An 18,430-nucleotide genomic window follows, 5' to 3' on the forward strand; every position below is an offset into this window, starting at 1 on the left:
CGCCGCCCGCCAGATGGGTGTTTGACAGACACCCATCATTAATAATAACGAATTTTCGACAGAAAGGGAAGAATAGCATGATTAAAACAAATGAAATTAAACAAAAAGATGCATTATTAGAAGAAATTACGGATTATGTATTAAATAAAGAGGTTACTAGTGCAGAAGCATTTAGTACTGCTCGCTACGTATTATTAGATACACTTGGATGCGGAATTTTAGCATTGCAATATCCAGAGTGTACGAAATTATTAGGTCCAGTTGTACCAGGAACGGTTGTGCCAAACGGTACACGTGTACCAGGAACGTCTTATGTACTAGATCCAGTAAAAGGTGCATTCAATATTGGATGTATGATCCGTTGGTTAGACTATAACGATACTTGGCTTGCAGCAGAATGGGGACATCCATCTGATAACTTAGGCGGAATTTTAGCAGTTGCAGATTATATTAGCCGTGTTCGTATTTCAGAAGGAAAAGAACCATTAAAAGTACGTGAAGTACTAGAAATGATGATTAAAGCACATGAAATTCAAGGTGTACTTGCTTTAGAAAACAGCTTAAACCGCGTTGGTCTTGACCACGTATTATATGTAAAAGTAGCAACAACTGCAGTAGTTGCGAAAATGCTTGGCGGAACACGTGAAGAAATCTTTAATGCATTATCACATGCGTGGATTGATAACTCTAGTCTTCGTACATATCGACATGCTCCAAATACTGGATCACGTAAATCATGGGCAGCAGGTGATGCGACGAGTCGCGGTGTTCATCTTGCAATGACTGCTCTAAAAGGTGAAATGGGTTATCCAACAGCATTATCTGCGCCAGGATGGGGATTCCAAGATGTATTATTTAACAAACAAGAATTAAAATTAGCTAGACCACTAGAGTCTTATGTAATGGAAAATGTATTATTTAAAGTATCATATCCAGCAGAATTCCATGCACAAACAGCTGCAGAATGTGCAGTGAAATTACATCCGGAACTTAAAGAAAGATTAGATGAAATTGATCGTATTACAATTACAACTCATGAATCAGCAATTCGTATTATCGATAAAGAAGGTCCATTAAATAACCCAGCTGATCGTGATCATTGTTTACAATACATTACGGCAATTGGTTTATTAAAAGGAGATATCGTAGCGGACGATTATGAGGATGTAGTAGCAAATGATCCACGTGTAGATGAATTACGTAATAAGATGGTTGTTGTTGAAAACAAACAGTACAGTTTAGATTATCTTGACCCGAACAAGCGCTCAATCGCCAACGCTGTTCAAGTTCATTTTAAAGATGGTACTGTAACAGAAAACGTGGAATGTGAATACCCACTTGGTCACCGTTTCCGTAGAGACGAAGCGATTCCAAAAGTTGTTCAAAAATTCACTGCAAATATGGCAGGTCATTATTCTAGTAAGCAACAAGAACAAATTCATGAAGTTTGTTTAAATGAAGAAAAACTAGAAAATATGAATGTAAACGAATTTGTAGATCTATTCATAATTTAATAATAGGGGGAATTTAGAATGGCTTGGGTTGTGAATAAGCAGTCAACACAAGAGGAGCTTGCGAATGGCTTCCGAGCTTTAGTAGAAGCAAATGAAATTTTGCAAATTCCAGGTGCTCATGATGCAATGGCCGCTCTTGTTGCAAAAAATACAGGTTTTTCAGCTCTTTATTTATCGGGAGCTGCTTACACTGCAAGTAAAGGTCTACCAGATTTAGGTATCGTGACATCTACTGAAGTAGCAGAAAGAGCAAGAGATCTAGTTAGAGCTACAGATTTACCAGTTCTTGTTGATATTGATACAGGATTTGGTGGAGTACTAAACGTAGCGAGAACAGCTGTAGAAATGGTAGAGGCAAAAGTAGCGGCTGTTCAAATTGAAGATCAACAATTACCAAAGAAATGTGGACATTTAAATGGTAAGAAACTTGTTACTACAGAAGAATTAGTTCAAAAAATTAAAGCGATTAAAGAAGTTGCGCCAAGCTTATATATTGTTGCACGCACAGATGCTCGCGGTGTAGAAGGACTAGATGCTGCGATTGAAAGAACGAATGCATATGTTAAAGCAGGTGCAGACGCAATTTTCCCAGAAGCGCTTCAATCGGAAGAAGAATTCCGTTTATTTACTAGCAAAGTGAATGCACCTTTACTAGCAAATATGACTGAGTTTGGGAAAACACCATATTATAGTGCAGAGGAATTTGCGAATATGGGCTTCCAAATGGTGATTTATCCAGTAACGTCGCTTCGAGTTGCTGCAAAAGCATATGAGAATGTATTCACGCTAATTAAAGAGACTGGTTCTCAAAAAGATGCACTTTCAAATATGCAAACGCGAAGCGAGCTATATGAGACAATTTCATATCATGACTTTGAAGAATTAGATACTGGAATTGCAAAAACAGTATTATCAGAAGATCAATAGATAAAACAACTAGGGCGATGAGAATACATCTTTGGCAAAATGAACTGCTTGATGTGAAAATTCATCGCCTTCTGTTTTCAATAATAAGATATTCCACTCATCGTAGACGAGCATATGCAAAGAGCAATGAAGGCCGAAATGATAGGGGGATTCAGATGGAGAAAACGAAGTTACCTTGGGATGAATTTTTTTCAATCAATAAAGATGTGAATAATACTTTCTTTACACCAGAAGATTTTTCAGGGGATGAAGATTTAATCGCAAAAACGACAGAACAATTCGTTAAACAGGAAATTGTCCCACAAATTGAAAACATTGAAAAACATAACTATAAAGTTTCCCGTCAATTATTTGAGAAAGCTGGGGAACTTGGATTATTAGGCATTGAGGTACCAGAAGATTATGGCGGGTTCGAGTTAGGAAAGGCTGTCTCAGGTCTTGTAGCAGAGAAGATGGGTTACGCAGGTGCATTTAGCGTTTCATTTAATATACACGCTGGTGTCGGTACATTGCCTTACATATATTACGGAACGAAAGAACAGAAAGAAAAATATTTACCAAAAATCGCATCGGGAGAATGGATTGGGGCTTATGCTCTAACTGAGCCAAATGCTGGTTCTGATGCATTAAGTGCAAAAACAAGCGCAATTTTGAATGAAGAGGGTACAGCTTGGAAGTTGAATGGTGAGAAGCAGTGGATTACAAATGCTCATATGGCAGATGTATACGTTGTTTTTGCGAAGACAAATAAAGGAATGACAGCGTTTATTGTCGAAAGAACATGTGAAGGTGTATCTATTGGATTAGAAGAAAAGAAAATGGGGATTAAAGGTTCTTCAACAGCGACGCTTATTTTAGAAGATGTAGTTATCCCTGCTGAAAATGTGTTAGGGGAAGTTGGGAAAGGGCATCACGTAGCCCTTAATATTCTTAACTTCGCTAGACTAAAACTTGCTTTTGGAAATATTGGAACAGCAAAACAAGCAATTGGTTTGTCAGTTCAATATGGAAAAGAGCGAAAACAGTTCCAAACGGAATTAGTGGATTTTACGATGATACAAGAGAAAATTGCAAATATGATCATTACAACATATGGAGCAGAAAGTGCAGCTTATCGTACAGCAGGTGTAATTGATGACGCAATTCATGAGAGTGATGAGGACCTTATGAAAAAAATGTCCCAATTTGCAATTGAATGTGCACTGAATAAAGTGAACGCTTCTGAAACACTCGCTTATATCGTAGATGAAGCTGTACAAATTCATGGCGGTTACGGTTATATGCAAGAATACGAAGTAGAACGATTATATCGTGATGCTAGAATTAGTCGTATTTTTGAAGGAACAAATGAAATTAATAGATTAACAGTTGCTAAAATGTTAATGAAGCAAATCGAACAAATAGAAGATACTGAAGTAGAAATTGATATAGCAACTGTAGAAAGAAACCATCGTTACATTTTATTAGCGAAAAAATTGTTGAAACAATCTTTGAAAACGCTCTCTAAAACTCCAGGATTAAAAATTGATCAAGAGCAAGAATATTCACGTGTATTATCAAATATGTTGACGGACGTGTACGTCATGGAATCAGCATTTTTACGTACGAGTAAAGCAATTAATAAAAATGGTGAAGAAAAAGAGCGTACAAAACAAATGATAACGGATGTTATTTGTGAGGAAGGCTATCGTAAAGTAGAAGAAGCGGCGATTTCTATACTTTCAGCGGCTGTCACAGAAGAACAAGATAGACACGTAATGTTAGCTGAAATCCGTCAATTATTAGTGCCTTTATACACGAACGTATTTACGAAAAAGAGAGAAATTGCGAAAGCTATTATAAATCGTGGGAAATATATTGTGTAAATAGGAGGAAAGCGATATGAAAAAGATTGGTTTTATCGGTTTAGGTAACATGGGCCTTCCGATGTCTAAAAATTTAGTTAAATCAAGTTACACAGTATATGGTGTGGACTTAAATAAAGAGGCTGAAGCTTCCTTTGAAAAAGAAGGAGGAATTATCGGCTTATCAATCTCAAAATTAGCAGAGACATGCGATGTGATTTTTACAAGTTTACCTTCACCTCGTGCTGTTGAAGCAGTATATTTTGGGGAAGAAGGATTATTTGAAAATAGCCACTCGAATGTCGTATTAATTGATACAAGTACTGTATCTCCACAATTAAACAAACAGTTAGAGGAGTCGGCGAAAGAAAAGAAAGTAGACTTTTTAGCCGCACCAGTTAGCGGTGGGGTAATTGGTGCAGAAAATCGTACATTAACGTTTATGGTAGGTGGATCAAAAGACGTATATGATAAAACTGAATCTATCATGGAAGTGTTAGGAGCGAATATTTTCCACGTAAGCGAGCAAATTGATAGTGGTACGACTGTTAAATTAATTAACAATCTATTAATTGGTTTCTATACAGCTGGTGTGAGTGAAGCTTTAACATTAGCGAAAAAGAGTAATATGGATTTAGATAAAATGTTTGATATTTTAAATGTAAGTTACGGTCAAAGTAGAATTTATGAGCGCAATTATAAAAGTTTCATTGCATCAGAAAACTATGAGCCAGGATTTACTGTAAATCTATTAAAAAAAGATTTAGGCTTTGCAGTTGATTTAGCTAAGGAAAGTGAACTTCACTTACCTGTAAGTGAAATGTTATTAAATGTATATGAAGAAGCGAGTGAGGCAGGGTATGGTGAAAACGATATGGCTGCTTTATATAAGAAAGTTAGCGAACAATTAATTTCTAATCAAAAATAAATCATAAAAAGGAGAGAATACAATGATTACAACTGAAATTAAACGAGTAAAAAATCATATTAATGGCGAGTGGGTAGAATCTACTGGTACAGAAGTAGAAGCGGTTCCGAATCCAGCGACTGGAAAAATCATTGCTTACGTTCCACTTTCTCCAAAAGAAGACGTTGAAAAGGCTGTTGAAGCGGCAAAAGCGGCATTTGAAACATGGTCTAAAGTACCTGTTCCGAATCGTTCAAGAAATTTATATAAATATTTACAGCTATTACAAGAAAATAAAGATGAGCTTGCAAAAATCATTACGCTAGAAAATGGTAAAACGCTAACAGATGCAACAGGTGAAGTACAACGTGGTATTGAAGCGGTAGAACTTGCAACATCAGCTCCAAATTTAATGATGGGACAAGCTCTTCCTAATATCGCAAGCGGAATTGATGGATCGATCTGGCGCTATCCAATTGGAGTTGTTGCGGGTATTACACCGTTTAACTTCCCAATGATGATTCCATTATGGATGTTCCCACTTGCAATTGCTTGCGGTAATACGTTCGTATTAAAAACATCTGAGAGAACGCCACTTTTAGCAGAGCGACTTGTAGAGTTATTCTATGAAGCTGGTTTTCCAAAAGGGGTATTAAATTTAGTACAAGGCGGAAAAGATGTTGTAAATAGCATTTTAGAAAATAAAGATATTCAAGCTGTTTCGTTCGTTGGTTCTGAGCCGGTAGCTCGTTACGTATATGAAACAGGTACGAAACATGGAAAACGTGTACAAGCGTTAGCAGGTGCGAAAAATCATGCGATTGTAATGCCAGATTGCAATCTTGAAAAAACGGTACAAGGTGTAATTGGATCTGCGTTTGCAAGTAGTGGAGAGCGCTGCATGGCATGTTCAGTAGTAGCAGTAGTAGATGAAATTGCTGATGACTTTATCGACGTACTAGTAGCAGAGACGAAAAAACTAAAAGTAGGTGACGGTTTCAACGAAGATAATTACGTTGGACCATTAATCCGTGAATCGCATAAAGAGCGTGTTTTAGGCTATATTAATAGCGGTGTAGCAGATGGAGCAACTTTATTAGTAGATGGTCGTAAAATTAATGAAGAAGTTGGAGAAGGTTACTTCGTTGGAGCAACAATCTTTGATGGCGTAAACCAAGAAATGAAAATTTGGCAAGATGAAATTTTCGCTCCAGTATTAAGTATTGTGAGAGTGAAAGATTTAGAAGAAGGTATTAAATTAACAAATCAATCTAAATTTGCAAATGGCGCGGTTATTTACACTTCAAATGGTAAACATGCACAAACGTTCCGTGATAATATCGATGCTGGTATGATCGGTGTAAACGTAAACGTTCCAGCACCAATGGCATTCTTCGCATTTGCAGGAAATAAAGCTTCCTTCTTTGGTGATTTAGGTACAAATGGTACAGATGGTGTTCAATTCTATACACGTAAAAAGGTTGTAACGGAGCGCTGGTTTTAATATAGAGTGAACAGCCAAATCAGTTGTTAAATGAAAACCACCACTATTAATAGTGGTGGTTTTCGTCTTGTTAATTATTTTTTTCAAAAGCTAGTTTAATACCAAAACCAATTAAGACGATTCCTGTTAAGCCTTGAATATAACGTTGCGTCTTCGGTTTCTTCATAAAAGCACTAATTTTATCAATTAAAAATATATAAAAGGCAAACCAAATGATTGTTAAAACGAGATAAGTAAGACCCATTACGAGAAGCTGAATAAATGTATTATGACTTGGATTTAAAAATTGTGGTAAAAAAGTTAAAAAGAAGACTGCAATTTTAGGGTTTAATAAATTCGTAAGAAACCCTTGGCGAAAACAAGAAGTATGTTCTTTATCATTATTTATAGATACATCATTTGTATTTACACCTTCTTTGTTTTTCACTGCTAATAGGGCTTTAATACCAATATAGATTAAATAAAGGGCCCCAACATATTTGAAAATAGAAAATAAAAGAGCTGACTTTACAATAAGTGCGGAAAGACCAATTACAGCAGCTAAAGTATGAATCAAAAGTGCAACACATGTACCGAATACTGTTTTAACACCGCCCATTTTACCAGCAACTAATGTGTTTTTCGTAGCCATCGCTGTATCAGGTCCAGGTAAAATGATTAGACAAATAGACATAATGATGAAAAGAAGATAATTTTCTATCATATTCGTCCTCCTTCTTTATTTTTAGAATATTTGATTAAAATTAGTGTAGCACAAAATTTAATTTAATAAAATTAAATTTTGTTAAAAAATATTAAATAAGAAGAGGCTATATTCGTAGTGGTGAATACACTACAAATATAGCCTCACTGTTAGGCATTAAGTAAGTTAAAGAAACGATTTACGTCGTCTTCTGAAACATCGCTTACCTGTTTATATTTATAATTCGGATTTTGGTCTTTATCAACGACAACGGAGCGTACGCCCTCGAAGAAATCTTCATGTCTCATGAAATTTTTAGCAAGTATAAGATCTGTAGCGAAACATTCTTCAACAGATTTTCCTTTGCCATCTAATAGTTGTTTTAAAGTTACTTTTAATGAAATTGGAGATTTTGATAATAATATTTGTTTCGTTTGTAAAGCGAATTCGCTATCTCCTTTTTCTAATGAGTCGATAATTTCTTCAATCGTTTCTAAGGCAAAGTGTGTATTAATTTCCTCTAATGAAGCAGCAAGTTTGCTTTCTAAGTCAGGAGTAGATGTAAAGGTTTGAAGAACTGCTTTTAAATGAGTATGTACATCTTCAGTATGCCAATTTACGTTGTCAAGTTCGGCTAGAAAAGCTGGTAATGAATCAGACGTCATAAAGTAATCAGCAGCATGAATAAATAATACGTCAGAAGCTTTTAAAATAGATGCTGTTAAAGCAACGTAATTTCCTGTATATCCAGGTGCTTTATTTAAGAAATATGCGGCGCCGACGTCTGGAAAGAAGCCGATGTTCATCTCAGGCATCGCCCATTTTGTGCGCTCCGTCACAATACGATACTTCGCACCATTTGTAAGTCCGACACCACCACCCATTACAATTCCATCTAAACAAGCGATAATCGGTTTTTTATATTGATAAATATATGTATCAATTTCATACTCTTCTTCAAAAAAACGTTCTGCATGCTGTAAAGCAACTTCGTTTGAACGTGCTTCGTAAAGAGTTTTAATGTCACCGCCTGCGCAAAAACCTTTCGTTCCGGCTCCCTTTAATACGATAATTGCAATGCGCTCATCGTTCTCCCATTCTTTAAGTTTTTGCCCAATTGGTTGTAACATATCATAAGATAAAGAGTTAAGTGCTTTTGGGCGGTTTAAAGTAATTGATGCAACGCCGTTTTCACTAACAGAAAATAAAACGTTTTCAGTCATGATTCATCCTCCCTTATATATCTTCTTATTCTTAATTCTTGATACGTATTGAAATGTCCTGTATAAATTTTGTCTAAAGTTGACGGTAAGTGTTATTTTATTCCGCTATTTGTGGATAAGAAGGCCCACACCTTGAAATTCGACGAATACGAGAAAGTTAGGTAGAAGAGAATGGCTGTTAAAAGTTTGATAGGTACGAGCGATAGGCAGTGGGAGTTTTGTTCATACCTATTAATTCATGCTTCACTTTATTCAACGCATATTTTGCCGAGTTATCTTTGCAGGATTTTGAATGTTGAAGATGAATAATACATTATTAATGTAAGTGATATTATTTGAAATTATTATGGCAAAAGCGCTATTATAAATGTGTAAAATGTAAAAAATTTCTTGAAAACAGAATGGTTTAAATGATAATGAATGTTTACATGGAATTAGAAATAGAGAAAGGAGAAATCGGAATGCCAGGACCTTTATTATTGTCGGTTATTATCTTGTCATCATTAATGATAGGGATTACTCAGTTTTTTCATCATACAGATACGACAGAAGAAGTAAAGGATAAAGTTCGTCTCGTATTTCCGATTTTTATCGTATCTATTTCCTTATGTTTTCTATTAAATAAAGATGGGTATATTGTGGTGGTTTTTTCATTTTTCGTAGCGAGCGTTTTAATAACGATTTTATATTATGTAATGAAAGATTATATGCAAAAATAAAAATGTCTAAATAGACATTTTTATTTTTGCATAACATTAAATTTCACATACCGTAATTTAAATGAAAACATAAAACATATAGCAACAGAAAAGTGTGTACTTTACCGTGTATGTACTTGTCAATCTTGCATAGCCACTATACTATTAAAATGTAGAGATTATAAGAAGGGGTTGTATCTATTATGAAATTTGAGATGCACACAAAAATAGTTTCAAATGAAAAAGAAGTAAGATTACATATGGAAGAAAACATATTTCAATTAAACTTGAATGGTTATCATTTATTTGCAGTTCAAGAAATATTACCTTTATATAAATCAAATGAAGAAAGAATTGGTAGTGCGATTATACAAAAGTTAGAGTGGGAGAACGGAAAAACTACAGTAAACTATCAACTCGTATCACTAAACTCAGTAAATTAAAAGGAGAAGGAAATTATGAAGTTATTTCATACAGCGGATTGGCATTTAGGCAAGCTTGTTCATGGCGTGTATATGACTGAAGATCAAAAGATTGTATTAGATCAGTTTGTACAAGCTATTGAAGAAGAAAAACCAGATGCCGTAATTATTGCAGGGGACTTATATGACCGAGCAATTCCACCTACGGAAGCAGTAGACTTATTAAATGATGTATTACAAAAAATAGTGATTGATTTACAAACACCAGTTATCGCAGTTGCAGGAAACCATGATAGTCCAGATCGTATACATTTCGGTAGTAGTTTAATGAAGAAACAAGGATTATTTATTGTGGGACAATTTCAATTTCCATATGAACCCATTGTATTAAATGATGAATATGGCGAGGTTCACTTCCATCTAGTTCCCTATGCGGATCCAAGCATAGTTAGACATGTATTGAAAAACGAAGACGTCCGATCTCATGATGATGCGATGCGTATTTTTATGAATGAACTTTCTGAAACGATGGATAAAGAAGCAAGACATGTATTTGTAGGTCATGCATTTGTAACTTCTGCGGGAGAAGCGGAGGAGAATACAAGTGATGCAGAACGTCCGCTTTCAATTGGTGGTGCTGAATACGTAAATAGTCATTATTTTGATAAATTTCATTACACAGCGCTTGGACATTTACATCAAGCGCATTTCGTACGTAATGAGACAATTCGATATTCAGGTTCGCCACTTGCATATTCTATTTCTGAAGAAAAACATAAAAAAGGATATTATATCGTGGAACTGGACGAAAAGGGTGAAACAACAATTGAAAAAAGATTACTTACACCACGTCGTAAAATGCGAACAGTAGAAGCGAAAATAGATGAATTATTACAACATCCGGTAAGTGAAGATTACGTGTTTGTAAAACTATTAGATGAAAATCCTGTTTTGCAGCCAATGGAAAAAATACGCTCTGTATATCCAAATGCAATGCATGTTGAAAGGTCTATTCAAAGGCGAGAGTTCACAGAGTCAAATGAAGTAACTGTTTCAAGACATAAAACGGATGATGTATCTCTTTTAAAAGCTTTTTATAAAGAAATGAAAGGCTTAGATTTATCAGAAGAGAAAGAACGTCTATTTGTAGAAGTATTACAAACAGTGCAAGAACGGGAAGGTGAACGAGGATGAGACCGATTCAGCTTATTATGACAGCATTTGGGCCATATAAACAGACAGAAGTAATCAATTTTGATGATCTTGGAGAGCATCGCATCTTCGCCATTTCTGGAAATACGGGAGCTGGAAAAACAACGATTTTTGATGCGATTTGTTACGTATTATATGGTGAAGCTAGTGGGGAAGAACGCAGTGATACGAGCATGCTTCGAAGTCAGTTTGCTGATGATGATGTTTATACAAGTGTAGAACTAACTTTTCAGTTAAAAAGGAAGCGCTATGAAATAAAACGGCAACTTGGCCATAAAAAACAAGGGAATAAGACGATTACAGGACATGCAGTAGAATTATATGACGTTATGGATGGAGAAAAAATTCCAGCTGTTGATCGTTTTCATGTAACAGATGTAAACAAAAAAGTGGAAGATTTAATTGGGTTAAGTAAACATCAATTTAGTCAAATTGTTATGTTACCACAAGGAGAATTCCGAAAACTATTAACATCTGAGACAGAAAACAAAGAAGAGATTTTACGTCGTATTTTTAAAACAGATCGTTATAAATTAATGCGTGAATTACTTGATCAAAAACGAAAACAATGGAAAGACGTTCTGCAAGAAAAACAAAAAGAGCGAGAGTTACATTTCCGCAATGTATTTAAACTACCAATTCGAGATGGAGCATTATTAGAGACATTAGTGGAACAAGAACATGTAAATACGCATCAAGTAGTAGAGGCGTTAGAGCAAGAAACAACGGCATATAAGACAGAGGTTGCGCAATTACAACTAGAACAAGATGCTCGAACAAAGCAATTAAAAGAAGCTGAAACACGTTTTCATGCAGCAAAATCTGTAAATGAGAAATTTACAGATTTACAACAAAAGAATGAAAGATACAACACTTTACAAGAAAACCGTGCAGTCATTGAAAGGAAAGAAACATCTTTTAGACGTGCGGAACAAGCAAAGCATTTATTACCATTTGAGCAATGGCACGAGGAAGCAATGCAAAATGAACAGAAGGCTGAAAGTTTATTAAAGCAGATTATCGTAAAAAAAGAGAATATAATAACCAGTTTTACACTTGCACAGCAGAAATACGAAGTAGAAAAAAATAAAGAACTTGAACGAGAAGATGCTAAAAAACTTGTTCAAAGATTAGAAGAATTACAATCAATTATTGCATCATTAGCTGAAAAAAAGTTGAATTTACAAAATGCTGAAATTCAACTAGGAAGATTAAAAGAAAGTATGCAAAAGCTCGATCAACTACTAGAAGAGCATACAAATCAAAAACAGAGAATGTCTGGTGAATTACAGCAATTAGAACAAGCACTTGAGCAGTATGTAGCGAAAGTAGAAGAACTAACGAACATGCGAGAAGATGCAAAAGTTTTAAAGCAGGCATATGACGTTTGGCAAGAGAAACAAAAATTCGAGCAAGAAAAAGAAGCAGCATATACTAAGATGCAAGAGGCAGTTCGTGCATATGAAAATATGGAACGCCGCTGGCTAAGCGAACAAGCAGGCATATTAGCACTTCATTTACATGATGGTGAATCTTGTCCAGTTTGTGGTAGTACGAATCATCCGAAAAAAGCGACAGAGCAAAGTAATGCGATCGATGAAAAAGAGTTAAACGATTTAAGAGACAAGAAAAATGTTGCTGAAAAATTACATGTTCAAGTAGAGGAGAAATGGAATTTCTATCGACTACAATATGAACAGGTGATCGAAGAAGTCATGAAACGAGGGTATCACTCAGATGAATTAGTTGAAACGTACAGTGCACTCGTTCAAAAAGGAAAACAATTAGCGGCAGAAGTTAATACGTTAAAAGAAAGCGAAGAAACGCGTAAGCAAATTGCTGTGAATATAAAAAGTGTAGAAGAAAAAGTAGATGAACTTCAGAAACAAAAGCGTGAAGCAGAAACATTGCAGCACCGTACAGAAATGGAGTGCATGCAACTTCGTACGTCATATGAACATGATAAGCAAAATATTCCAGATAACTTACAAACAGTACAAGCTTGGAAAGCACAGTTTGACCAAGCAATGCAACAACTTAGGTTAATGGAAGACGAATGGAAGAAAGTGCAAGAAGCATATCAACATTGGCAAAATGAAAATATACGTATTCAAGCAGAACATGAAGGTGCATCTAATCAATTTGAAAGTGCAAAATTGAAGAAAGAAGAGACTCTCTCGCGCTTTATGAAAGAACTAGAGCAGAGGGGATTTATAGATCAGCTAACGTATAAAGAAGCTAAGTTAAATGATGCTGAGATGGAGATGTTACAAAAAGAAATTCAAAGTTACTATTCATCTCTTGAAGTACTTGCAAAACAAATTGAAGAGTTACATGCTGAATTAAAAGATAAAGAGTTTATGGATATTACATCGTTAGGTGAGCATATAAAAGAATTAGAAATCAATCTCGATATAAGTAAAGAAAAACGACAACGTGCGCAAAACGCTGTAACATATATTTCTGATTTACATGAAAGTATTAGACGTATTGATGAACAAATTCATGAGGAAGAAAAAGCTTTCCAAGAACTAGTTGATTTATATGAAGTAATGAAAGGCGATAACGAAAGTCGCATATCATTCGAGCGTTACATCTTAATTGAGTATTTAGAACAAATTGTTCAAATTGCAAACGAACGATTACGAAAATTATCAAATGGGCAATTTTATTTAAAAAGAAGTGAGCGAGTTGAAAAAAGAAACCGTCAAAGTGGATTAGGTTTAGATGTGTACGATGCATACACCGGCCAAACACGTGATGTGAAAACATTATCTGGCGGTGAGAAGTTTAACGCATCGCTTTGCTTGGCGCTTGGAATGGCAGACGTCATTCAAGCGTATGAAGGTGGTATTTCCATTGAAACGATGTTTATCGATGAAGGTTTCGGTTCATTAGATGAGGAATCATTAACGAAAGCAGTAGACGCTTTAATTGACTTACAAAAATCAGGCCGATTTATCGGTGTCATTTCACACGTTCAAGAGCTGAAAAACGCAATGCCGGCTGTATTAGAAGTAACGAAGCAGAAGGATGGTTGTAGTCAGACTCGGTTTGTGGTGAAGTAAGTTCAATTTTAGTTCATACTAAAAGATTTAATCACGCTTTTCTCGAATTGTTACATAATTTTATTATGTAAGTAAGGGTTTATATTTTAAAATGTTTTATTTACATTTGAATTTAAATAAAAGTATGTAAGCTGGTTCTAATCGTTATTAAATGTAGAACTTATGAAAAATCAAAGGCCGTCTCTTTTTTAGAGGCGGCCTTTGTATGTTTGTTATTCAAAATTTGATAACTCACCTATGAATTATCAGAAGAAGGCGGTGTATTTTCCAAACGATTATAAGCTTTAAAAGCTACGATTGCCGATATAACACCACCTACTAAAAATAGAGTTGATCCACCAACTAAAATGATACGACTGACATATGTCTCACGTGCTTCTTCAATTTCTTCTTGTAACATTGTAGGCATATGAAATCCTCCTTTGCCAAATTGTTTTGTAAATAGTATATACAAACGCCTAAAATGTGTTAAGATTACTGGATAGTTTTATGCGGAAGATACAAAATGCATAAAACTATCCAGCACGTAGTAGGATGCAAGTCATTAAATAAATCTTCATCATAAATTTATGCTAACTTCACATAGAGCACATATTAACATTGTATTATGTATATGTACCAAATAAATAAATGAATAAATAAAAAAAGTGAATAATTGTAAGTTCTATTTTTGAAAATTTGAGATCCTATTATTTCTATATGAAGGTCTTGAGCGGGAGTATTGAATTTTGTAGAAATGGATCTTAATAAAAAGGAATTCATATAAAAGGGGAATGTCTTATGACAACATATACGAGTGAAATGAAAAAAAGTGTAGTTTCAGAAGAGGATGTAGATATTTTAAAAATTATGGCGCATCCAATCCGATTACAAATTGTAAATGAATTAAGTACTAGAAAAACTTGTAATGTAACACAATTAACAGAATTGCTGAATATTCCACAATCGACTGTTTCGCAACATTTATCAAAAATGAAAGGTAAAGTGTTACGAGCTGAGCGAAAGGGTTTAGAAATTTATTATCACATTAATAATTTAAAAGCGAGTAAGATTGTTAATGTTTTAGGATATATAAACTAATGAAGTATTATGATATAAAATAGCCTCTGCTGGTGAGCAGAGGCTATTTTGTGTTGTTTTATCACGCATTAACGGGCAATGAAACTTCCACCTCAAAATTTAGCTTGAGCAAAGAAATTAGGATGGGAGATAAACTGCCCGTTAATGCCCGATTGGTGAGGGTTGATTAAAGTTTTACTTTATGTATTTGCATTTAAAATTTTATAGTTTTTATGATTTACTATCGTTCGATCAAATTCAAAAGTACCACCGCTTACATCTGTAATTTCAACTAAGACCGATTCAGTATATAGTTTTAGTACAGACCCAGTAATCTTTAAATTATTTCGTTGAAAAAGTATAGTATCCCCTACGTTTGCTTTCATAGTACCTCCTTATAAAAGACAGAAATATTTGTTTATTACATATATTAAACCACGGATAGTTATATTAGTGAATATTTAGTTTTGTTTATCAATGAAAATTTTTTTATTTAATAGAAAAGTATAGAGTGCTCCTATGGTAAAAGTTATATTTTGTTTAAGGTTATTATATGCAAAGTAAAATTTTTCAGAATTGGCGAACCAATATTTCTATGTAAATTATGTAGCTAAACAAATTAATCAAAAGAGAGATAATATGTAGCTCTAAACGTAAAGTAGATCAGCAAAGTTTTATAGGGAAGGCAGCATTGTTTTTCGGAGTACAGGAAGTAATTTCTTCAATAAGTATAAATAAGCGTTTCTCAAAAGTAATAGTATTCAGGTGAATATAGTATAAGAAATGAAAAGAAATGGAGTTATCATCTGTATAAATCTGACTAAAAATATAGAAAAACTCAAATATAAAAAGGTATTCAATTAAAAATGGAGAAGTAATATATATGAAAGGAGAGATTCATATGAGTAAAGGGAAAAAGAAAGTTAAGCAAACTAGTTTTCTGGTGAATTTTTTGAACGGCAAGGGGAGTCTCGTGAAATTTTAATAGTATTATAGTTATCCCCTTGTGAAAAAATTGGTTGGGGGAATATATAAATGATAACAGAAATGAATATTAAAGTAGTTTGTGAGGAACAGTTTTCAAATAGAGAAATAAAAATTTTAGAGACGTTTCTTTCAACTCTATCGGGGCATTCTAACGCTTTCGTTACAAAAGAGGGGATGTTTTTAAATCCTTTAAGTAAAGAGAAGAGTGTGGTCTATTATCACAATTTTGTATTTGTAAAATCACTTACAGAAGAAAAGTGTGCAGAATTAAAAGAAGTTTTAACAAGACGTATTAAAAACGCTTTCGTTATGATGGAATTTGTAGAGCCAATCGTTACATTTGAAGAAACAATTATAAACGTATAAAGAAAATCAGCCTTATGAATTGACCTAATAAAACCTTCTCTTTACTAAATAGTAAAGAGAAGGTTTTATTACAGCCCAGTTTAATTTACGAAAATACAACAACTCAATTCAAATAGTACGTGTATTAACAAAGGGTGACAATGATTTCATTTGTGTTCTACTATTTAAATTTCAATTCAAAGATGGTTGTCAAACAGATATTCATATAGGCCGAATTTTTGAAAGTAAAGTTTTTAATAAGATAGGTAAAGATGAGAAGTCATTCTGAGATTAAAGAGGACACTATAGAATTGTGACCATTACACTTTTAATGTAATGGTTTTTTTCATGCAAACAACCAGAAACTTCGAAAAGAAGTTATATATATTCGTATCCAATTAAGTAGGAAACCTTTTGTTTGCATAAGGTAATCAAAATTTGACTGGAGCAAAGAAATTAGGTGGGAGTCGGGCTGCTCGTAAACATCTGATTGGTGTGGCCTAATAATCAATGAGAGGTGAATAAAATCCTACAGATTAAAGTTTCACTAAATGAAAAAGATTTCAAAAACACTTGTAAGCCGTACTTATATAACACAATACGAACAGCTGCTACGTATTTAATAAGCAGTTTGTTGTATTTCACCCTTCATTTTCTGTAACTGATTTCATATTTTTGACGCTTTACATTGTAAGTGCTTACATAAGCGGGGACATCTTATACAATGAAGTTGTCAAATCAAAGAGGTGGACAAAATGAACATAAAAAAAGTAAATGTAGCGAATAGCATTGAAATAGAAAGAGGAGGCGGGATGATATGAAAAAATCAACTGTTAATCCATGGCTTGTTGTCCTTGGTACAGTCATAGTACAAATGGGGCTTGGAACGATATATACTTGGAGCTTGTTCAATCAGCCTTTAGTTAGTAAATTTGGTTGGAGTCTGAACGCTGTTGCTATAACTTTCTCGATTACAAGCCTTTCTTTAGCGTTTTCAACTTTGTTTGCGAGTAAATTGCAAGAAAAATGGGGACTTCGTAAACTCATTATGATAGCTGGACTAGCATTAGGACTAGGATTAATACTTAGTTCACAAGCTTCCTCATTAATATTGCTTTATGTATTAGCAGGAGTTGTCGTAGGGTATGCAGATGGTACAGCATATATCACTTCACTATCGAATTTAATTAAGTGGTTTCCAGAGCGTAAAGGTTTAATTGCTGGTATATCTGTCTCTGCATATGGTTCAGGTAGCCTAATCTTTAAATACATAAACGCACAGCTGATTGAATCAGTTGGTGTATCACAAGCGTTTATATACTGGGGTTTAATTGTTACAGCTATGATTGTGATTGGCGCTTGTTTAATCCATCAAGCTGCTGATCAAGGGGCAGTTCATGAAACAAAAACGCAGGAATATACAACGAAAGAAATGCTAGGTACAAAACAAGTATACTTATTATTTATTATGTTATTTACATCATGTATGAGTGGCTTATACTTAATTGGCATGGTAAAAGACATCGGTGTTCAACTTGTAGGGCTTAGCGCAACAACAGCAGCTAATGCAGTGGCTATGGTTGCAATCTTCAATACATTAGGTCGTATTATTCTAGGACCGTTATCAGATAAAATCGGCCGTTTAAAAATCGTTACTGGTACTTTTGTTGCTATGGCGACTTCAGTCTTGGTCCTAAGTTTCGTAGATTTAAATTATGGTATCTACTTCGTCTGTGTAGCAAGTGTAGCGTTTTGCTTTGGTGGAAATATCACTATTTTCCCAGCTATTGTTGGTGATTTCTTCGGCATGAAAAATCATAGTAAAAACTACGGAATTGTGTATCAAGGATTCGGGTTTGGAGCGCTTGCAGGTTCCTTTATCGGTGCAATTCTAGGTGGATTTAAACCAACTTTCATGGTGATCGGCGTATTATGTGTCGTGTCATTTATTATCGCAATTTTAATTCAAGCACCTAATAAGAAAAAAGAAAAAGAAGAAGAATATCGCAGTGTAGCGTAACGATTTAAACCTTCTATG

General features: G+C 34.5%; 16 protein-coding genes. 12 read left to right on the plus strand and 4 right to left on the minus strand.

The window, feature by feature from the left end:
- The first annotated feature begins 77 nt into the window (after positions 1-77).
- The 5 genes from prpD (at position 78) to DPQ31_RS11210 (ending at position 6,696) form a co-directional block, all read left to right on the plus strand.
- Positions 78-1,514, plus strand: a complete 1,437-nt coding sequence (gene prpD / locus DPQ31_RS11190) for a 2-methylcitrate dehydratase (protein WP_097956768.1) — start codon at positions 78-80, stop codon at positions 1,512-1,514.
- A gap of 18 nt (positions 1,515-1,532) precedes the next feature.
- Positions 1,533-2,441, plus strand: a complete 909-nt coding sequence (prpB, locus tag DPQ31_RS11195; protein ID WP_097956767.1) for a methylisocitrate lyase — start codon at positions 1,533-1,535, stop codon at positions 2,439-2,441.
- A 155-nt stretch (positions 2,442-2,596) separates the two neighbouring features.
- Entirely contained in the window at positions 2,597-4,306 is a 1,710-nt protein-coding gene (locus DPQ31_RS11200) for an acyl-CoA dehydrogenase FadE (protein ID WP_070189612.1), read from the plus strand.
- Between the two features lie 16 nt (positions 4,307-4,322).
- Positions 4,323-5,213 (plus strand): NAD(P)-dependent oxidoreductase, encoded by an 891-nt coding sequence (locus DPQ31_RS11205; RefSeq protein ID WP_097956764.1) that lies wholly within the window; start codon positions 4,323-4,325, stop codon positions 5,211-5,213.
- 22 nt (positions 5,214-5,235) lie between these two features.
- On the plus strand, positions 5,236-6,696 hold the full coding sequence (locus tag DPQ31_RS11210) for a CoA-acylating methylmalonate-semialdehyde dehydrogenase (protein WP_016108339.1): 1,461 nt from the start codon (positions 5,236-5,238) through the stop codon (positions 6,694-6,696).
- A gap of 70 nt (positions 6,697-6,766) precedes the next feature.
- Here the strand turns inward: DPQ31_RS11210 and DPQ31_RS11215 are convergent, their stop codons facing one another.
- The gene (locus DPQ31_RS11215; protein ID WP_000572350.1) at positions 6,767-7,399 is read right to left on the minus strand and encodes a LysE family translocator; all 633 of its coding nucleotides are present in this window, start codon (positions 7,397-7,399) and stop codon (positions 6,767-6,769) included.
- A gap of 149 nt (positions 7,400-7,548) precedes the next feature.
- Entirely contained in the window at positions 7,549-8,601 is a 1,053-nt protein-coding gene (locus DPQ31_RS11220; protein WP_097956762.1) for an enoyl-CoA hydratase/isomerase family protein, read from the minus strand.
- Positions 8,602-9,062: 461 nt separating this feature from the next.
- Between DPQ31_RS11220 and DPQ31_RS11225 the strand changes: the two genes are divergently transcribed.
- From DPQ31_RS11225 to DPQ31_RS11240, 4 genes are all read left to right on the plus strand, one after another.
- A complete protein-coding gene (locus tag DPQ31_RS11225; protein ID WP_002093761.1) occupies positions 9,063-9,320 on the plus strand; it encodes a hypothetical protein in 258 nt (85 codons plus the stop codon).
- A 182-nt stretch (positions 9,321-9,502) separates the two neighbouring features.
- Positions 9,503-9,742, plus strand: coding sequence for a DUF2584 domain-containing protein (locus DPQ31_RS11230; RefSeq protein ID WP_000667358.1), 240 nt, complete (start codon positions 9,503-9,505; stop codon positions 9,740-9,742).
- A gap of 15 nt (positions 9,743-9,757) precedes the next feature.
- On the plus strand, positions 9,758-10,915 hold the full coding sequence (locus tag DPQ31_RS11235) for an exonuclease SbcCD subunit D (RefSeq protein ID WP_000765125.1): 1,158 nt from the start codon (positions 9,758-9,760) through the stop codon (positions 10,913-10,915).
- Positions 10,912-14,001 (plus strand): SbcC/MukB-like Walker B domain-containing protein, encoded by a 3,090-nt coding sequence (locus DPQ31_RS11240; protein WP_208731897.1) that lies wholly within the window; start codon positions 10,912-10,914, stop codon positions 13,999-14,001. Before DPQ31_RS11235 ends, DPQ31_RS11240 begins: the two co-directional genes overlap by 4 nt.
- Positions 14,002-14,236: 235 nt before the next feature.
- On the opposite strand, the gene DPQ31_RS11245 is transcribed toward DPQ31_RS11240, so the two are convergent.
- Positions 14,237-14,410: a hypothetical protein gene (locus DPQ31_RS11245; protein WP_001142745.1), complete on the minus strand. Its 174-nt coding sequence runs from the start codon at positions 14,408-14,410 to the stop codon at positions 14,237-14,239.
- Between the two features lie 371 nt (positions 14,411-14,781).
- Here DPQ31_RS11245 and DPQ31_RS11250 point away from each other — a divergent pair, with 371 nt between their 5' ends.
- The gene (locus tag DPQ31_RS11250; protein ID WP_000214792.1) at positions 14,782-15,081 is read left to right on the plus strand and encodes an ArsR/SmtB family transcription factor; all 300 of its coding nucleotides are present in this window, start codon (positions 14,782-14,784) and stop codon (positions 15,079-15,081) included.
- Between the two features lie 179 nt (positions 15,082-15,260).
- On the opposite strand, the gene DPQ31_RS11255 is transcribed toward DPQ31_RS11250, so the two are convergent.
- Complete coding sequence (locus tag DPQ31_RS11255; RefSeq protein ID WP_000646787.1) at positions 15,261-15,446, minus strand: YkvS family protein; 186 nt, start codon at positions 15,444-15,446, stop codon at positions 15,261-15,263.
- A gap of 649 nt (positions 15,447-16,095) precedes the next feature.
- On the opposite strand from DPQ31_RS11255, the gene DPQ31_RS11260 reads away from it, so the two are divergent.
- Both DPQ31_RS11260 and DPQ31_RS11265 read left to right on the plus strand, forming a co-directional pair.
- A complete protein-coding gene (locus DPQ31_RS11260; protein ID WP_000627296.1) occupies positions 16,096-16,413 on the plus strand; it encodes a hypothetical protein in 318 nt (105 codons plus the stop codon).
- Positions 16,414-17,209: 796 nt separating this feature from the next.
- Positions 17,210-18,412: an L-lactate MFS transporter gene (locus DPQ31_RS11265; RefSeq protein WP_000750116.1), complete on the plus strand. Its 1,203-nt coding sequence runs from the start codon at positions 17,210-17,212 to the stop codon at positions 18,410-18,412.
- Positions 18,413-18,430: the final 18 nt, after the last annotated feature.

This window comes from Bacillus sp. COPE52, from assembly GCF_003355115.1.
In the GTDB taxonomy this organism is placed as follows: domain Bacteria; phylum Bacillota; class Bacilli; order Bacillales; family Bacillaceae_G; genus Bacillus_A; species Bacillus_A toyonensis.